We start from the raw sequence: 19,947 nt of genomic DNA on the forward strand, positions 1-19,947 counted from the left end.
ATTCAAGCCCCTCTTTACACCGCAGGTGAAGAGAGGGTGGCGGGCGTAGCCTCGCCGGGTGAGTCTTAGCCGCCATGCGATATACGTCATTTCTCCCCTTCAGACTTTCGCGAAATTTTACCTCTCAGTATTACAGGCTTTTATTCTTGAATGTCATGCCTCCTTCAGCGTTTTGGCAAAATTTACCAAAAAGTAATTGCCCGTTTTCCCTTTAACTATTTGACTGAATCAACGCCGTTACAGCCGCCCGGTAAGCCTCGCCTATGGGGATCTCTTTTTCATCAATGATTACAGCTGTTTTATTAATGGCCTCAATTTTTTGCGTGTTAATAAAAAATGATTTGTGAATGCGCATAAAATGCGATGGCCATTTTTGTTCTACATTTTTAAAGCTGAGCCGCACAATGGCCGGCTTTTTATGGCCGGTGAAATATATTTTAACATAATCCCGCAAACCTTCCAGGTACAGCACTTCGTCAAACGTAATTTTAACAACTGTGTACCCGGCATTTATATAAGTATAGTTTAAGGCGGGCGGGGTCGAAGCGTATTTTAACGCCTTAAGTTCGGCAAGCTCTTTTGCTTTGTTACAGGCCTGCATAAACCTGTCCAGGGGTACCGGTTTGGTAAGGTAGTCAACCACGTTTAACGCAAAGCCATCTAAAGCATATTGCTTGTAGGCCGATACAATGATAACCAACGGTTTTTTTATTAAGCTGTTTATAAACTGCAGCCCCGTCATGCCGGGCATTTGTATATCTACAAATATTAAATCGATGTCGTTTTCCTGCATGGCTTTATTGGCCGAAAAACCATCGTCGCAGGCTGCCTGCAGATTTAAAAACGGAATTTTACTTATGTTATCGGCAAGTAAACTTAAGGCAAGCGGCTCATCATCAATTGCAATACAATTTATCATGCATCTAATTTTAGTATCAGGTTAACCTCAAAGCAATTGTTTTCGCTTTTAATGCTCAACTGATGTTTGTTTTCATACAACAGGTTTATTCTACGGCTCACGTTAGCTATGCCTATGCCCGACGATTCGTCTTTCGGCCCGGTGTTTAAAGCATTATATTTATTGATAACGGTAAAATTTAAAAATCGTTCGTCGGTAACTAACTCAATTATAATACGCGGGTCATCAATGGAACCAACCCCATGTTTAAAGGCATTTTCAACAAACGGGATCAACAGCATCGGTTCAATCAGCTGGTTTTTATTCAGGATGGTGAATGAGGTTTCTACCTTAACTTTTTTGCCAAACCGCTGCTTTTGCAAATCAATATAATGGTTAAGGTATTCCTCTTCAACCTTAATATTTACTTTCTCTTCATCGGTATGGTAAAGCATGTATTTCATTAAGCCCGAAAGTTTCATCACCGTAGGCTCCAGCTCGGTGCTATTTAACCTTACCAGCGATACGATGTTGTTAAGTACATTAAATATAAAGTGGGGGCTTATTTGCGACCGTAAGAAAGACAACTCTGTTTTTAATTTCTCTTTATCCTTTTCGCGCAGCTTTTCCTGGTAGTCAAGCAAGCCGTTTATGGTGGTATAGGCCAGGCTTGCCGCCATGGTGAGTAAAAATGCGGGCAGGCGCAGCCAGCTGGTGCGCAGCAGGCCATAAGGCAGGTCTATCTCCAGCCAGTTATAAATATAATGATATACAAACAGGTAAATGGCATAAATTGAAAGTACGGCCAGCACATAGTAAGGGTATTTACCCTTCATGAACAAATGAGGGATAAGAATTAAGCTGTTAAAATAAAAAGCGGCTATCCAATAAAAGTATCCCGCGTAATCAAGCTTAATAAACCCGCTCATTTCTTTGCCCGTAAATGTGCGGGAAGGCAATACATTGATTGAATGCATGATGTATGGTAACGCCATCAGAACAAGCCAAACGCATACGTGCGCCCAAATCCTGAATTTTTTATTGTACAAATTCAAACCTATTATATTGTTTTTATCATGCATGGCTAAAGTACATTTATAAAAGGTTTAATGAAATTATATACATAAATGCAGTATTATTTTTACAATACAAATAGTAACAAACAGGACACAATCGATTGTTTATGTTTAAACACGTGATTGCCTGGCTGGTACGTACCCGCTCATTGTGAAATGTTCGCACAATTGCTGTTGTTAAAAAAAATGTCCAGATTTTATACGTGAAACTGGTTTTAAATTGGTTTTTTGGTAGTTTTTTAAACTCTTGCTAATATATAATATCCCCGCAAGTTCTGGTATCCCTGCGCCCCCAAAAGCAAAAATATTTTTGTCGCATTGTTTACCTGTTTGGTCTTACAATAAGTATGTTTTGTCGCTTTATTAAAATCTATAATTCTATTATTTTATTATTTGTGAACAATTATAATAAACCGGGGCATTTACCTGGGGCGCGCAGATCGTGTGGCCTCTTTTACATAAGTAAACATTTTTAACAGGCGCCTTTTGTGCTCCTGGTGATCGGGATAAGGAATTAGCGATACAGGTGTATTGATGAACTGATTTTACGGTTTTGCGCTGCTAAAAATGTAAATCAGCAAAGTCGATAACACCGGTATCTGAAGAGCTTAAATGATTTAGTAAACGTGTCATTTGAGAATTAGTTGATCAATATCACTTGAGAAATGATATTGGATTTGCGTTCCGGGGTGAGATCCGGAACGCACTATTTAACAGCTGATTAAGAGGTGATTACGTGTTCTGTTTGCAATCAATAAATAACCAAATATATATCAATTAAATCTCAAATTCATGTTTAAAAGTTTACTCCTAAAAGGGAGATTCCTGGGTGTGCTGTTATGCTGCCTGGTATCTTCGGTGGTAGTTACTGCCCAAACAAAGTACAAGGGGAAAGTTATCGCCAGCGATGACAAATTACCCATTATTGGTGCATCGGTACGGGTAAAAGGCGCCGCGACAGGTGCAATTACCGATGTTAACGGCGATTTTACCCTCTCGTTAAGTCCGGGTAATACACTGGTCATATCCTATATAGGCTATGTTACCAAAGAAATAACCGTTGGCACCGATGTTAATTTAAACATCACCCTGGTTGCCGGTAACAATACCTTAAACGAAGTGGTGGTAACCGGTTACGGCAGCCAGCGGAAAAAAGACCTGGTAGGTGCGGTAGCCGTTGTTGATATAGCCGCCGCCAACAGGCAGCCAACATCATCGGTAGAGAACCAGTTGCAGGGCCAGGCAGCGGGTGTTACCGTTATTGCATCGGGACAACCGGGCGAAAACCCTTCGGTAAAAATTCGTGGTGCCAATACATTTGGCAACAACCAGCCGCTATATGTTGTTGATGGTGTACCCACTACAAACGTAAGCGACATTAACCCCAATGATGTGGCCAGTATGCAGGTATTAAAAGATGCAAGTTCGGCATCAATATACGGCGCGCGCGCTGCTAATGGTGTAATTGTTATTACCACCAAAAAAGGTACCGGTAAGGTAAGTGTATCATATGATGCGTATTACGGTACGCAGGTACCCAAAGGAGGCAACGTGTTTAACCTGTTAAATCCGCAGGAAATGACCAGCCTGAGAACGCTGGCCATTCAAAATACCGCTGCTTTAAAAGGAATACCGGTTGATTTAAGCAGCAACCTGTATGGCCCCAATGGCAATGTATTGCCCGATTACATTAGTGCAGGCAGTACAGGCCCTTATGGCGTACATGACGGCGACCCGGCTGTCGATCCATCAAAGTATAACGTTAACCCGTTTTACACCTCCGGCGATCCATCGGGCTTTTACCGTATTACAAAGGCCAACAAAGCAGGTACCGACTGGTATCATGAAATATTTAAATCGGCCCCTATACAAAGCCATAACCTGGCTTTAAGCGGCAGTTCAGATTTGGCTACCTACTTGTTCTCCATGAACTATTACAACCAAAAGGGTACCCTGATAGATACTTATGATAAGCGTTATACCGTAAGGGCAAATACCAGCTTTAATGTATCTAAACACATCAGGGTAGGCGAAAACTTATCCTACTCGGTAACAGAAAATCCGCTGATCAATGAAAATGACGAGGGTTCTGGTATTGGTATGGCTTTCCGCGAGCAGCCTATAATTCCTGTATATGATATTGCAGGTAACTATGCCGGCTCAAATACGGCAAACTTAGGTAACGCCCGTAACCCGGTGGCTGTGCAGCAGCGTACCGGCAATAATTACGGAGCTTATAACAGGCTGTTTGGTAATGCCTTTGCCGAGGTTGATTTCCTGAAATACTTTACCTTACGCACCCAGTTTGGTGGCGAGTATTATTCTGACTATAACCACAGCTTTACTTACCCGGAATATGAGAACTCCGAAAACAACACCACAAACTCATACTCCGAGAACTCATTTAACGGGTACAATTACACCTGGACAAATACTTTAACCTATCACCAAACCATTCGTAAACACGATATTAAATTATTGGTAGGTACAGAGAATTACAAAAACAGGTACGAAACCTTAGGCGCTACCAATACCGGCTACTTTACCTTTGATAAAAATTATACCACTATTACAACAGGTACCGGTACGCCAACTGCTTATAGCACCATTGAGAGAGATAAGCTGCAGTCGCTTATTGCGCGTTTAGATTATACTTTTAACGATGAGTTCCTGTTAAATGCTACGCTTCGCCGCGATGGTTCATCAAGGTTTTTAACTTACCAATATGGCTGGTTTCCGGCAGTAAGTGCCGGCTGGCGCATATCGCAGGAAAGTTTCCTGAAAAAAGCAACGTGGATAAACGATTTGAAGATCCGTGGCGGATACGGTGTAATGGGTAACCAGATCAATGTCGATCCATCCAACGCCTTTACCACATTTGGCGCAATCAAAACCAATTCATACTATGATATTGCCGGTACATCAACCAGTACAGTTGCCGGTTTTACCCAAACCAGGATAGGTAACCCCGATGCTAAATGGGAGCTTGATAAAAACTTAAATATTGGTTTTGATGGCTCGTTTTTTAACCAGAAATGGGATATATCTGCCGATTATTACAAAAAGATTATTACCGGCTTATTATTCAATCCAAACCTGCCGGGTACTGCAGGCTCGGCCACAGCGCCATACAGCAACGTAGGTGCTATGAATAATACGGGTTTGGATATCGCCATCGGCACGCATCAAACCCTGGGGCATGACCTGAAAATGAACGCTTCGTTAACCTTTACTACTTATCATAACGTTATTAAAGCCGTTACCGTAGGGCAACCTTACTTTGACCAAAACTCAGGCCGTTTTAATGGTAGTTCCATTATTCGTAACCAGGTAGGTGGCCCGGTGGGTGGTTTCTTTGGTTACAAAACTGATGGTTTCTGGAATTCACAGGCCGAAATTGATGCCGCCAATGCAAAAGCAGGGGGAACCTATCAAACCGATGCCGCTGTTGGTCGTTTTAAATATGCCGATATAAATGGCGATGGTAAAGTAGATGCCAAAGACCGTACATTGCTTGGAAACCCTAACCCTAAATTTACCGGCGGTTTCAACCTCGATTTTACCTACAAAAACTTCGATCTGAACATGTTCTGGTATGGCTCATACGGCAACAAGATTTGGAATGACGTAAGATGGTGGACAGATTTTTACGCCAATTTTGCGGGTGCAAAAAGCAAAACAGCTTTGTATGATTCATGGACGCCTACCCATACAAATGCCAAAGCACCTATCCAGGAAATTGATGGCTCATTTAGTACCAACACCGTACCCAACTCTTATTATGTAGAAAACGGCTCGTACCTGCGTTTAAAAAACCTGCAGATAGGTTACAAGTTTGCACCTAACCTGATCAAATCAATTGGCTTAAGCAGCGCCCGTGTTTACTTATCAGGAGCTAATTTAATTACCATAACCAAGTACTCTGGCGTTGACCCCGAGATTGTGGGCGGCGGTACAACCAGTAACACCAACAGCAGTACCAACTTTGGTGTTGATAGGGGTAACTACTCGCCAAGCCGTACTTATTTATTAGGTGTACAAGTTAAATTTTAATTAAAGATTTTATGAAAAATATCATACGTTTATCAGTTTGTACTTTAGTTATAGCTGGTATAGTTCAAAGTTCATGCAAAAAGTCGTCTCTTGACCAGCCTGCGTTGGGCGCGTTAAGTACGGCGCAAATAACAACGGCGGCAGGTGTAGATGGCCTTTTGATTGGCGCATATTCGGCGCTCGATGGCCAAAAAGGCAGCAACGTTGCTTTTGGCGGCGGCAACCCCTGGGAGTCATCACCCGATAACTGGATATATGGCAGCGTGGCCGGCGGCGACGCTCACAAAGGCAGCTCCGGTATCGATCAGCCTGCTATCAACTCTATAGCAACATTTACAGTTGATGCCAGTAACGGCTTTTTAAATACCAAATGGATTGCCGATTATGAAGGTGTAACAAGGGCAAATAATGTGTTAAAAGCAGTAGCAGCGGTTGCAAGTATATCTGCCGCCGATAAAGCAAATATTATTGGCCAGGCCAGGTTTTTACGCGGTCATTATTATTTCGACCTGAAAAAGATGTTTGGCAACGTGCCTTATATTGATGAAACCACAACCAATTTTGTGCAGCCCAATACCGCCGATATATGGCCAAAAATAGTTGCCGATTTTGCATTTGCCTATGCAAACTTACCGGCAACGCAAACACAGGTTGGCAGGGTAAATAAATGGGCAGCGGGTGCCTACCTGGCTAAAACCTACCTGTACCAAAAAGATTATACCAATGCCGATAAAACATTTACCGAAGTTATTACCGGCGGAACAAACTCGGCAGGTGTTGCTTATGGTTTAACCGATAATTACGAGGATAACTTTAACGCATCAACCAAAAACAATAAGGAAACTGTTTTTGCTATTCAACAAGCTGCAAATGATGGTACCGGCACTATCAGTGAAGCCAATAACGGCGATATGCTGAACTACCCGTACAACAGCCCTTTCGGATGCTGCGGATTTTTTCAGCCTACCGAAGATCTGGCTAACTCGTTCCGTACCGATGCTACCGGCTTACCTTATTTAGACGACTACAACAGTCACGCTGTAGTTAACGACCAGGGTATTGCATCAACAGCAGCCTTTACACTTGATGCCGGTAACCTTGACCCACGTTTAGACTGGACAGTTGGCCGCCGCGGTATTCCGTATCTGGATTGGGGCAATCACCCAGGCCAAAACTGGATCCGTGAGCAAAGTTCGGCAGGCCCGTACTCGCCTAAAAAGAATGTTTATTACCAGGCTACCAAGGGTACCCTTGGCGATAGCCATACCTGGGCACCGGGCAATGCAAACCAGGTTAATATTATCCGCTTTGCCGATGTATTGCTCATGGCGGCCGAAGCCAAAGCACAACTGGGCACTGGCGATTTAGGTTTATCATATGTAAACCAGGTACGTGCAAGGGCTGCTAAACCGGCAAGTATGGTGTATACTTATAAAGATGCGGCTAACCCAATGGGCGGCTATACTACCACACCGGCTGCAAAGTATGTAGTAAACCAATATCCTGCCGGTTACTTTACGAGCAAAGATTTGGCATTAAAAGCTATTTATTTTGAACGGAAGCTGGAGTTAGGCATGGAAGGCCATCGCTTTTTTGACATCGTGCGTTGGGGTACAGCACAGCAATCACTGGCAACCTATTTTGGCTACGATGGTAAAAACATAACCGACGTTACCGGCGCGCATTTTACAGTTGGTAAAAACGAGGTTTATCCAATTCCGCAGGCACAGATTGACCTGGAATCAACCGGATCATCATCTGCGTTGAAACAAAATCCCGGTTATTAATATTGTTTATTTTTGATAAAACGAAAAGAGGTGGCATTAGCTGCCTCTTTTTGTGTGTAAAAAATATAGCTACTGTTAAGTTCATAGTACTAAGTCTTACGTCTTAAGTCAAAAGCAAAATTTATTCTTTCTTGACTTAGTATCTGTCTAAGTTTGTTTTGCTAACGTTTTTATGCTTCTAATGAAGGGACAACAACATATTTCGCATAGCGTCTACGACTCACCCGGTCGAGGCTACGCCCGACCACCCTCTCTTCGGCTTCGCCGGAAAGAGGGTTTTGAAATTATAATTTAATAAATAACTGATTGTCAAATAATTAATAATAATAAACCCTCTTTCCACCGCAGGTGAAGAGAGGGTGGCCCAGCGCAGCGTCGGCCGGGTGAGTCGTAGCCAGCGTTCAAACAAATGTTTATGTAAATTCCAATACTTGATGTATGAGTACGAAGCAATAACGACCTGTTTTTTATTTTTAGACAGCCTCTTAGAACTTAAGACTTTCGACTAAAGACAATCCGTCGTTACTCGATTAACCTAACACTACATTCATCACCAAACTTTAGCAGCCAGTTATGAGGTTTAGCAAACATTACATTTTAACATCAACCTTATTTTTATTTACAGCAGTTGTTTGCGTGGTCTCTGTTAATTGTAACAGTCCCCAACCACAGGTGGTTGCAACAGATGGGAAAAGCTTATCTGTTGCCTATTGCAAAAGCTGCCATCAGTATCCCGAACCACGGCTGCTTGACCAGGAAACCTGGACGAAACATGTGCTGCCCGCAATGGCCCCCCGTTTGGGCATAAAAGTTTATGCAGATGACCAATACGTGAACGACCTGGAGGCAAAATCGGCAGTATCTTATGATGATTGGTTGAAAATTGTTGATTACTATACCAGGGCATCACCAAAGAAATTGATACCCGCAAGGGTTCCTGTTGCCCCGTTAAAAGATTGGAGCAATTTTAGTTTGATAAAACCTGCCCACGATGTGCCTTTAGCAACAACTACCATGGTGGCATTTGATACCACCGGGCGGCGTATTTATACAAGCGACCGGATGAATAGCAGTATTTTTAGATGGTCCAACCAACTGAAGATGCTATCAGCCGTTAAATACCCTTCGCCTGCGGTTGATGTGCAATTTGGTAAAGATGATAAGGGAAACCCGCAGGGCGTTTTTACTTTTATTGGTTCGATGGATGCAGTTGATATAGCCAACGGTTTTGTAAAACAGGTGGATTTAAATTCCATAAATGCTCAAAAGGAAATACAGATTGCCGGTAAATTGCCAAGGCCAATTCAATCCGTACCGGCAGATATTGATAAAAATGGTTTGCAGGATTGGGTGGTATGTGGCTTTGGCCATAATTTGGGCGGCTTGTACTGGTACAAGCAGTTGCAGGGAAATCAGTTTGAAAAACATACCATCAGTACCATGCCCGGTGCCGAGCATGCCGTTATTGGCGATTTTAACCACGATGGCTGGCCCGATGTGGCTTGCTTATTTGCGCAGGCTGATGAAGGTGTCTGGTTGTTTTTGAATGACCATAAAGGAGGTTTTACAAGCAGGAACATTTTGAGGTTTCCGCCGATGTATGGCTCAAGCAGTTTTCAGCTGGTTGATTTTAATAACGACGGGCAACCGGATGTTTTATACACCAGCGGCGATAACAGCGACTATTCAAAAATATTGAAACCCTTCCACGGCGTTTACATATACCTTAACCAGGGGAATTTTAAATTTAAGCAAGCCTATTTTTACCCCGTGAACGGAGCCACTAAAGCTGTAGCTGCCGATTTTAACGGCGACGGCAGGCTGGACATAGCGCTGATTGCCTTTTTTTCGGACCTGAAGAAGAACCCCGGTGAAGGTTTTACCTATTTTGAGGAGGACAGCCCCCTGCATTTTATACCCCACAACCTGCCTATATATAACCAGGGGCGCTGGATTTGTATGGATGTTAATGATTATAATGGCGATGGAAGTCCGGATATTATTTTAGGCAACTTTTCAATGGGCTTTATTAATGATGACAGTATAAAGCCCGGCTGGAATACCCACACGCCATTTGTGATATTAAAAAACAATAATAAATTTTTAAGTAAGAAGCGCTGAAGTTAAAAAAGGAGGCATTGTGAGTATCCATCAGGTAAAACCTGAAAAACGGGGATGACGTGCAATGGATATCATTAAATAAATGTTCTAAGCTACCGTCATTGCGAGGTACGAAGCAATCCCGAACTATGTGGGACTTAGCATGTCGGGGATTGCTTCGTGCCTCGCAATGACGGATATTTTACGTTGATAGTCAATTGCTTATAAATGATTCGTGCCGCGCAATAACGGTCATGAGGGCGGTTAGGTATACATACAGGTCATTACTGTTTTTTTGCTGTGGTTGATTCTTAAACAGCTTCAATCACCCTAACCCCATTCTCCCCGGCAATAATAGCTTTGGTAGCCATAGCATAAAACAAAGAATGCTCAACAATACCCGGTATCATTTTTACCTTAATGTTTAACTCATCAAGCGGTAAAAGCTCCGCAAAAAATACATCAACCAGCATGTTACCGTTATCTGATATAACCGCGCCATCCTTTTGGTTGCTTATACGTTGATTAATTTGGGCATCCGGAAAATCTGCGGCCAGGCGTTTTAATACGATTTGTAGAGCGGCGGGTAAAACTTCAATAACCAGGGGGTAGGTAGTATCCAGCTTATCTGTATATTTTCCCGCATCGCCAATCAGCATAAATTCATCAGCCATTGATGCCAGGATCTTTTCGGTAGTGTGGATGCCGCCGCCGCTTTTCAGGGCGTTCAGTTGTTTATCAAACTGGTCGCATCCATCAAAATAAATATCAAGTCGGCTTAACAGTGCCGGCGCCATTACCCTTAACCCGTTTTTGGCAAGCATGGCTGTAGTTTTAAAAGACGACGATGTGAAGGTAACCGATGTTGCAAGTTCATCATCTGCAGCTGCCAGGGTAACCAGGTGGGCAATGGTGCTGCCGGTCCCTAAACCTATGATTTGGTGTGGTTTAATAAATTTTACGGCTGCTTTTGCCGCCTCGAGTTTTAAATCGTTCATCGCAAAAAAAGAAGAGTCAAGAATTAAGAATCAGGAATCAAGATTGAAAACAATAATAGCATAATTTATACTTAATTTTAACAATTAAACTTTAAGTAAAATCGCAAACTTTTGTCTTTATTTGATATTTTGCGCTTATCTTGACTCTTGTATCTTAATATATCCTTAAATTTAAATTAATATCATTGGCGTTACTTTACCCCTATAAAAAAGGCTTGTGAAACTGTACTCGGATGCTCAACTTTTATTGGAACTGCAAAGCGGGAATGACTGTGCATTTCAGGAAATTTATGAGCGTTACGCCGATAAACTGATAGCATTTGCCTTTAAAAAAACGCAGAATGAAGATGAGGCGATGGATATGGTGCAGGAACTCTTCCTATCGGTATGGAAAAACCGCTACACCATACAGGTAAACGGCCCGCTGGAGGCTTACCTAATTGTTTCGGTAAATTACATGGCCTACAAGTGGTTCAAAAAGCAAAGTAAACAACCACAATCATTAAATGATTTTATGGAGTTGCCGGATATGGCCGAGGACAGTACCGCCCAAAAATTGTCATTTGCCGAACTCAGCTTTTTAATAAACCGCGAAATTGCCGATATGCCCGAGAAAATGCGCCAGGTTTACCTGTGCAGCCGCGAACAGGATATGAACGGGCAGCAAATAGCTGCAGAATTAGGTATATCGCACCAAACCGTGCGTAACCAGATTAGCAGTGCCCTGGGCCGGTTAAAAAAAACGGTTCATCATTATTATAACGTCATCCCGCCCGATAACCTGAGCGAATTTTTGCTGCTGATAATTTTTTTAAGGTTGTTATAGTACATCTCCCTTCCTGCTGTCACTTGGTAAGTATAAAGGCTTATAAGTGAAAGAAAAGGAAATCAAAAAACTACTTGACAAATTTAACGAAGGCAAATGTACCGACGAAGAATTGGCGTATTTGCAAATGTTGATGCAGGATTTAAACCGCCGGCAGGATGCGCCGCAACCGGTGGGGCATTTAAAGCAGGCCCTTTGGGAAAAAATACAAGCGCAAACCATTAACCAGCCCCGCATAACCAGGTTAAACACCGCCTGGTTAAAAGTAGCCGCTGTTGTTTTAATTTCCCTTTTTGCGGGCATTTTGGGTTACCGCATGTTTACAGGCCCTAAACCTGCAGAGGTAATTGCCTACCAGGTGATCACCACGCCTAAAGGGCAAATGAAAAAAGTACTACTGCCCGATAATACCCTTGTGCAATTAAACGCAGGCAGCGCCATCAGGTGCCCGGTTAAATTCGGCGCTGCTGTAAGGGAGGTAACTTTGCTGAACGGCGAAGCCTTTTTTGATGTAAAGCACGATGCCACAAAACCTTTCCTGGTTCATACAGCTGGCGTTACCACACAGGTGTTGGGTACTTCATTTAATGTTAAATTTTACCGCGAGCTGCCAACCATACAGGTGTTTGTAAACAGTGGTAAGGTTGAAGTGCATGACAGGCAGCATACTTTAGGTATGTACACACCGCAGCAGCAGGTAACCTACAACAAGCAAAACCAAAATTTTTCAAGACAAACCATTATTGGCGACCACGCGCTAAGCTGGATGCATGACGACCTGATTTTAGATAACGTTGAGTTTAAAGAAGTAGCTGTTTATCTGCAAAACAGGTATAACGTAAACTTTAATTACACTGGTAAAAGGCTAAGCAGGCAACATTATTCGGTTAGGTTTTCAAATAAGCTAACCATTAACCAGGTGCTTGATATTTTGCAGTTTATTGATGGCCGTAAATACCGGCTTAACGGGGATGTAGTAACTATTAAATAATAGATATAAAAGAAAACCAATGCCTGCTACTAACAAGCACTGGCTTATTAAGTGTAACTGCCCAGACTAAACCCAGACAGGCGGTTACTAATCACTTTTAAAAACAAATGTATGGAAAAATCTTTATCCCAGATTTCAAGAAAGTTAATGACCGCAATTTTATTGCTCTTAACAATTTTCGCAACCTTGGTGCCGGGCCAATCCCTGGCCGAGCGTAAAGCATCATTGATTGACCAGCCGGTAACCGTAAAGTTTGCCGATGAAACAATGGATGCATCGCTCGAAAAATTAAAAAAAGCCATGAACAATGTGGCTTTTAACTACAAATTAGATGATGTGGCGGTAGTTAAAGTAAAAGCAAGCACTTTTATAGGCAAGCCGTTAAAAGATGTATTAAATGCTTTAACCAGCAATACCCAGCTGGAGTACCGCGAGAAGTATAACACCATCATTATTTCGCGCAAAAAAGTGGTAAAAGTGCCGGCGAAAGTAATGATAACCGGTACCGTGAGCGATAAAGACGGCCCCCTTGCAGGCGTCGCCATCCGCAGTAAAACATCGCAGGCTGGTACATCTACAGATGTTAACGGTGTTTTTAAAATATCCGTTGAGCAGGGCGAGGTATTGGTGTTTTCGTTTATTGGCTACAAAACCCAGGAGGTAGTTGCAGATCATTCGCCGCTTGATGTTGTTTTAAGCGCAGATATCACCGGCTTATCGGCAGTAGTAGTGGTAGGTTACGGTACGCAAAAAAAATCGGATGTTACGGGTGCTGTAGGATCATTAAAGGTATCAAATGTTAAGGATCGCTCCGTAGGCTCGGTTACCGAAATGCTGCAGGGCCAAATAGCCGGTGTTACCGTATTAAATGAAGGCGGCGACCCAACATCGGGTCCAAGCATCAGGTTGCGCGGCCAGAGCTCATTTAACAACGAGGGCCCGTTAACCGTGGTAGACGGAACCATTTACAATGGCGGCCCGATAGACCCTAATGATATCGAATCAATTGACGTGTTGAAGGATTCATATGCTGCTATTTACGGTGCAAAAGCAGCGGGCGGTGTAATATTGATAACCACCAAACGCGGCAAGCAAGGTAAAACCAATTTAGATATTTCGGTAAAAGGAGGTAATCAAAACGCGCTCAAAATATTGCAGGCCCTAAATGCCGCCGAATATGCTGATGCCATTAATACAGCCTATGATAATGCAGGCAAAACCCGCCTGCCGGCTTTTGATGCCACTGTAAACCCCGATTCGCGCATTACCCGCACCAACTGGACTGATGCATTGTTCAGAACAGGCCATGTACAGGATTATAGCCTGAACATTAGTGGCGGTAATGATAAATCAACGTTTTATGTATCGGGTGGTTATCGTAAAAACGACGCTATCCTTTTAAATACTAACGCACTGCGTTACAACTTCAGGGTAAATTCTGATCACCAGATAAAAGACTGGCTTAAAATGGGCGAAAGCATGTCGTTCTCCTATAATAACGGCCAGGGGGCCAATACTACAAGCGCTTATACAGGTGCTATATTATCGGCCATATTTTACCCGCCAAACGCCTCCATTTATAACGCCGATGGCAGCTTTGGCGGTGTACCTGCTGCTTATGCAGGCTCGTACGGCGATGTTATAAACCCTGTTGCTTACCTAAAACGCCTGGATAACAGCGATGCGGTTACCAGCTTTACCATAAACCCTTATGTAGAAGTAAGTTTGTTTAAGGGGTTAAAATTCCGTTCGAACCTGGCAGTTACTAAAAACCTGGAAACTATCAAAAACTTTAGCACCAGGATACTGGAGCCCGGAAAAAAGTTTTTTGATAACAACCTTTTCCAGGAGCAAAATAATTCAAGAACAATACTTGCCGAGCAAACCTTAAACTTTGACAGGACATTTGGAACCGACCACCACGTAACTGCTTTGGCAGGCTACACCTATCAGGATGACACACAGGAATTTTTTAGTGTAAATACCGATAATTACCTGAGCGAAGATCCTGCATACCGTTACATCATCAATGGTACGTTAAACCCAACAGGTGTTCCTTTACAAGGTAACAAGAATGAATCGGCGCTTATCTCTTATTTAGGCAGGGTAGGGTACGATTATAAAGGCAAGTACTTTATAAACGGTATTATAAGGCGCGATGCCACATCCATGTTGAGCAGTAAAAACCGTACAGAAACTTACCCGGGCGTATCTGCAGGATGGTTAATTAGTAAAGAATCATTTTTTCCTGCCGATGGTTTAGTATCATTTGCAAAATTGCGTGCAAGTTACGGCCAGTCGGGTAACCTTGCCGGCTTGCCTAACTTTCCTACGTCTGTATCCTTAACCAAAACCGCGGGATATTTGGGTAGCCCTGCCACTGCCATTACAGGATCGGCAATTGATGGCCTGGCCAATCTTGATCTTAGGTGGGAAAAAGCAACCCAAACAGATATAGGTTTTGATTTGGGTTTGTTAAACGGCCAGCTGAATGTTACCGGCGATGTATTTATGAAAAAAAACACCCGGTTTTTATTTCAGCCACCTGTAGCAGCCGTTTTTGGCGTATCCAATCCGCCATTTGTTAACGGTGGCGAAATCCAGAACAAGGGTATCGAATTAGCCATCAAATATCAAAACAGCATTGGCCAGCTTCATTACAACTTAGCTGCCAATGGATCGTATATTAAAAACAAGATTATGGATATTTTGCCGGGCCAGCAATCTATCCTGTCAAATCCTACGGTAAGAGGTAACCTTGTACCGGTTCAATTACAGCAGGGATACTCGCTATACTCTTTCTTCGGTTACAAAACCGCCGGTTTGTTTCAAACCCAGGATGAGGTAAACAACTATACAGGTTCATCTGGTGCGCTTATCCAGCCAAATGCAAAACCGGGCGATATTAAATTTCTTGATTTAAATGGCGATGGTAAGCTTAACGATGCCGATAAAACTTATTTAGGCACGCCTTTTCCTAAATTCAACTACGGCTTTACAGCCAACTTTAGCTATGGCAACTTTGACCTGAGTGTGTTTTTACAGGGTATTGCCGGCAACAAAATTTTCAACGCTGTTAAATACACCGGCTTAAACGCATCAATCCAAAACTATAACCTGCTGGCCGATGCTAAAAAGGCCTGGAGCCCTACACATACTAATACCAGCATACCAAGGCTTTCGGCAAGTGATGCCAATGGCAATTTTGGTAACGTATCTGATTTTTACGTAGAGGATGGTTCATACATGCGTATCAAAAACGTAACACTGGGTTACACGCTGCCAAAAACATTGATGACCAAAATAGGCATACGCAGCGCAAGGGTTTTTGCCAATGCACAAAACCTGGCCACATTTACCAAATATTCAGGACTTGATCCCGAGGTAGGCATTGGTCAAAACGGTGTCGATTTGGGCTTGTATCCACAATCAAGGATCATTTTAATAGGTATTAACGTAGGCTTATAACAATAAGGTATTTAGAGAATTAAGGAGATAATTAAGATGAAATTTAAAAATATAGTTAAAGGCTTGTTAGGTGTAATGGTAATTATACTTGCGCAAAGCTGTAATAAAAGTACGTTAGATAATATTAAGCCCACCGGTACGCCCACCAGCACCAACTTTTGGAAAAATGCGAGCGATGCCCAGGCAGCTGCCAATGGCTTGTACGAAAAGCAAAGTAACAGCGAAGATCTGTACGGACGTGGTTACTTCTGGCTTATTGATGCCAGCGACGATATGGTTGTTGGCCGTACATCTGCCGATAGGGAAAACATAAAAAACTTTGTTTGTACCGGTAACGAAAGCAGTATTTACGCGCCATGGTCGTTACATTTTGTGGTGATGAAAAGGGCAAATGATGTTATAGCCAATGTACCTGGCATCACCATGGATCAGGCAACCAAAAACTTTATATTGGGCCAGGCCTACTTTGTACACGCAGTAATGCACCTGGAAATTGCCGATTTATATGGTACCGATAAACAAGGCGCACCGGTTCAAAACCGCGCTAACCCGATCGCTTTCCCGGCGCAGCTGGCATCAGTTAAAGATAATTACGCCTATATCGCGGCTGATTTAAAAAAGGCGGCATCATTATTACCTTATTTTGATCAGCTGGCAGCTACTGATAAAGGGCGCGCGCACAAAACGGCCGCATGGGCATACCTGGCCAAAACCTACCTGCATGCTAAAGATTATGCCAATGCCGAAAAATATGCCGATTCGGTTATTTCAAGCGGCAAACACGCTTTGTTGGCTAATTATGCCGATGTATTTAAAATAGCCAATAACTATAGTTCGGAATATATATGGTCGGTAGCCAGCAATTTAAACGGGCAAAGCATTTTGCCGGGCGCTATGCTGGAGAATAAAGGCTGGGGTTTATATAACGGTTTCGGTTACTTTCAGCCAACTAAAGAGCTGGTTGACGAATTTGAAACTGGTGATAAAAGGCTGGCGGCAACCATTCTTAAAAGTGGCGATATTTTTCAATACTTTGGCCAAACTTACACTTATCCAATTGGCGGCAAAAGCAACAGCTTAACCGGTTACCAGTTTAATAAATACATGGAGCCATTTAGTTATGCCGGTGGCATTCATATAAGCCCTAATGGTGATGAACCGTCGACAGATTTAAACGTTCCGTTATTACGCTATGCCGAAATTTTGCTGATTAAGGCCGAAGCCCAAATTATGCAGGGTAAAAATGGTGATGTCGCCTTAAACCTGGTACGTGTAAGGGCTGGTTTAGCACCAAAATCTGGCGCTACCATGGCCGATTTGAAACATGAGCGCCGCGTAGAACTGGCAGGCGAGTGGAGCGACCGCAACTTTGACCTGGTACGCTGGGGCGATGCGCAGGCTACTTATGCAAAACCATTACACGGCGCAAATGGTTCGGTAGTGTGGAAAGCACGCAATTTCGACCCGGCAAGGGATAATGTATGGCCTATTCCGCCTAAAGATATCCAGATAAGCCAGGGCCAGCTAAAACAAAATGCTGGTTGGTAATTTAATAATACAAAGTTTAAAACCGGGCAACGCCCGGTTTTTATATTTACAGCATTATGGTAAAAATAATTAGAACAGCAACAATGTTGGCGCTGCTTACGGGCATGAGCATTGCTGCCCACGCACAAATTAAGGCCTATACCGTGGCCGATGCACACTCGCACAATGATTATAAAAATAATATTCCCTTTTATAGGGCCTATGAAAAAGGTTTTGGCTCAATAGAAGCTGATGTTTACGCGGTGAACGGTCAACTGATGGTAGCACATGATAAAAAGGAGATCAGCGCCAAACGTTCGTTAAAAATCCTCTATATCGATCCTTTAATTGAAAAATTTAACCGCGACCCGCAACGGCATTTAAGGCTGTTAATCGAAATAAAGGAAGATTATAAAGCTATATTACCGCTGGTGATCAGCGAACTTAAACCATTAGAAAAATATTTTGCATACGATGGGCATCCCGGCAGGTTATCTATCGTGATGACGGGGGCTGTGCCTCCGGCAGCTGTCATGCCAAACTACCCAGACTGGATTTCATTTGATGTTGACCATTTAGATGGATTTACGGCTGCGCAATGGAAAAAAATTGGATTGGTAAGTTTCCCGTTAAGCAAATATGTGCATTGGAATGGCAAGGGTGTATTTAATGCCGACGAAATTAAAAGAATAAAAGGTGGTATTGACAGCGTTCACAACGCCGGTAAAAAAGTACGTTTTTACGAAACTCCCGATACCAAAAGCAGCTGGCTGGCCATGTTACGTTTGGGCGTTGATGTTATAGGTACCGATGATATAGAAGGGCTTGGCAATTTTTTAAACAGGAAAGAGAAGTCGGAATACAAAGCTCCCGAACCTTATGTTATTTATCATCCAAGCTATAAATCAGATGGCACGGTGAAAAAGGTTAAAAACATCATTTTATGTATAGGCGATGGCATGGGCTTATCGCAATTATATGCTACCTATAGTGCCAACAGGGGGCAGCTTAATATATTCCAGATGCTTAACATGGGCTTTTCGGTTACTTATTCGGCTGATGCTTATATTACCGATTCTGCCGCGGGGGCTACGGCGTTTGCATCCGGACAAAAAACAAACGACAGGGCTATAGGTGTTGATCCGGCAGGTAAACCCTTACGCTCGCTGGCCGATTATAGCGCCGATGCCGGGAAAAAAACCGCCGATATTGTCGTATGCGAATTAACGGATGCAACCCCCGCTGCCTTCTACGCACATGACTCTGAACGAAGCCATTCAACAAACATAGCCAATCAAATTGTATCATCGCCCGTTGATATATTTTTAGGGTCGGCTTATAAAGATTTTACCCAGCCGGTAGATGGACAAACCCCTATCGATAAAATGAAACAACGCGGGTATACCATTATCCGCAATTTTGATGATTTTTTAAATACACCTGCAACAAAGATCCTGGCATTAATGGACGATAGCGTAACCAGGCCCAAAATGGATGGCCGGGGAAACTATCTGCCATTGGCATTAAAAAAAGTAACCCAAACTTTTAAGAGTGCGCCAAACGGATTTTTTATGATGATTGAAGGATCGCAGATTGATCATGGCGGGCACACCAATAACCTGAAACAGGTAATTACCGAAAACAGCGATTTTGACCGGATGGTTGGCGATGCCCTGCGCTTTGCTGATGAAGATGGCGAAACACTGGTTATTGTTACTGCCGATCATGAAACAGGCGGTTTAACCCTATTGGATGGCAATATCGCCAAAGGATACGTTTGGGGCGATTTTAGCACCAATGACCATACCGGAACACCCGTACCCATATTTGCTTATGGCCCGCATTCGCTTGATTTTAGAGGCGTTTTTAATAACACCGAAATTTTTAATAAGCTGAAGGCATTGATAAAGTAGCAAGGGAACTGTTTTGAAATTATTATGTTCACTTTGTTAATGATGAATTTCAAATCCTGTTTGTAAAAGCGTTGGGAATGCGCGATTTCTTCCCTGGGCGCTACTGTGCGTACACATCTTTAAAACAAAAGAAAATGTCATTTCGAACGAGGTACGAGGAGAAATCCTATACGACATGCATTCAACCATGCAAATTTGCAAGCATGTAGTATAGGATTTCTCCTCACGGCAACGCTCAAAGCCCTCCCCGGTTCGTTCGAAATGACATTTTTTTAATTATTAGTACGTTTCCAAAAGATGTGTACACACA

Annotated in this window: 11 protein-coding genes; 8 read left to right on the forward strand and 3 right to left on the reverse strand. The window is 42.8% G+C overall.

Annotated features, from left to right (window positions below; translation table 11 throughout):
- Window positions 1–211: 211 nt before the first annotated feature.
- On the reverse strand, window positions 212–919 hold the full coding sequence (locus tag FSB76_RS23180; RefSeq protein ID WP_147057605.1) for a LytR/AlgR family response regulator transcription factor: 708 nt from the start codon (window positions 917–919) through the stop codon (window positions 212–214).
- Entirely contained in the window at window positions 916–1,875 is a 960-nt protein-coding gene (locus tag FSB76_RS23185) for a sensor histidine kinase (protein ID WP_158642965.1), read from the reverse strand. Before FSB76_RS23185 ends, FSB76_RS23180 begins: the two co-directional genes overlap by 4 nt.
- Before the next feature lie 891 nt (window positions 1,876–2,766).
- On the opposite strand from FSB76_RS23185, the gene FSB76_RS23190 reads away from it, so the two are divergent.
- The 3 genes from FSB76_RS23190 to FSB76_RS23200 all read left to right on the forward strand — a co-directional run bounded on the left by FSB76_RS23190 (window position 2,767) and on the right by FSB76_RS23200 (window position 9,935).
- The gene (locus tag FSB76_RS23190; RefSeq protein ID WP_147057610.1) at window positions 2,767–6,027 is read left to right on the forward strand and encodes a SusC/RagA family TonB-linked outer membrane protein; all 3,261 of its coding nucleotides are present in this window, start codon (window positions 2,767–2,769) and stop codon (window positions 6,025–6,027) included.
- A gap of 11 nt (window positions 6,028–6,038) precedes the next feature.
- Entirely contained in the window at window positions 6,039–7,814 is a 1,776-nt protein-coding gene (locus FSB76_RS23195; protein ID WP_147057612.1) for a RagB/SusD family nutrient uptake outer membrane protein, read from the forward strand.
- Between the two features lie 573 nt (window positions 7,815–8,387).
- Window positions 8,388–9,935, forward strand: a complete 1,548-nt coding sequence (locus tag FSB76_RS23200) for an FG-GAP repeat domain-containing protein (protein ID WP_147057614.1) — start codon at window positions 8,388–8,390, stop codon at window positions 9,933–9,935.
- Window positions 9,936–10,225: 290 nt separating this feature from the next.
- Here the strand turns inward: FSB76_RS23200 and rpiA are convergent, their stop codons facing one another.
- Complete coding sequence (gene rpiA / locus FSB76_RS23205) at window positions 10,226–10,912, reverse strand: ribose 5-phosphate isomerase A (RefSeq protein ID WP_147057616.1); 687 nt, start codon at window positions 10,910–10,912, stop codon at window positions 10,226–10,228.
- A 217-nt stretch (window positions 10,913–11,129) separates the two neighbouring features.
- Here rpiA and FSB76_RS23210 point away from each other — a divergent pair, with 217 nt between their 5' ends.
- The 5 genes from FSB76_RS23210 (at window position 11,130) to FSB76_RS23230 (ending at window position 19,637) form a co-directional block, all read left to right on the forward strand.
- Window positions 11,130–11,738: an RNA polymerase sigma factor gene (locus FSB76_RS23210; RefSeq protein ID WP_147057617.1), complete on the forward strand. Its 609-nt coding sequence runs from the start codon at window positions 11,130–11,132 to the stop codon at window positions 11,736–11,738.
- Between the two features lie 46 nt (window positions 11,739–11,784).
- Window positions 11,785–12,729 (forward strand): FecR family protein, encoded by a 945-nt coding sequence (locus FSB76_RS23215; RefSeq protein ID WP_147057620.1) that lies wholly within the window; start codon window positions 11,785–11,787, stop codon window positions 12,727–12,729.
- Window positions 12,730–12,840: 111 nt separating this feature from the next.
- Window positions 12,841–16,197, forward strand: coding sequence for a SusC/RagA family TonB-linked outer membrane protein (locus FSB76_RS23220; protein ID WP_147057622.1), 3,357 nt, complete (start codon window positions 12,841–12,843; stop codon window positions 16,195–16,197).
- 36 nt (window positions 16,198–16,233) lie between these two features.
- On the forward strand, window positions 16,234–17,745 hold the full coding sequence (locus FSB76_RS23225) for a RagB/SusD family nutrient uptake outer membrane protein (protein WP_147057624.1): 1,512 nt from the start codon (window positions 16,234–16,236) through the stop codon (window positions 17,743–17,745).
- 56 nt (window positions 17,746–17,801) lie between these two features.
- Window positions 17,802–19,637, forward strand: a complete 1,836-nt coding sequence (locus tag FSB76_RS23230; protein WP_147057626.1) for an alkaline phosphatase — start codon at window positions 17,802–17,804, stop codon at window positions 19,635–19,637.
- Window positions 19,638–19,947 lie beyond the last annotated feature (310 nt).

The organism is Mucilaginibacter ginsenosidivorax (genome assembly GCF_007971525.1).
Lineage (GTDB): Bacteria > Bacteroidota > Bacteroidia > Sphingobacteriales > Sphingobacteriaceae > Mucilaginibacter > Mucilaginibacter ginsenosidivorax.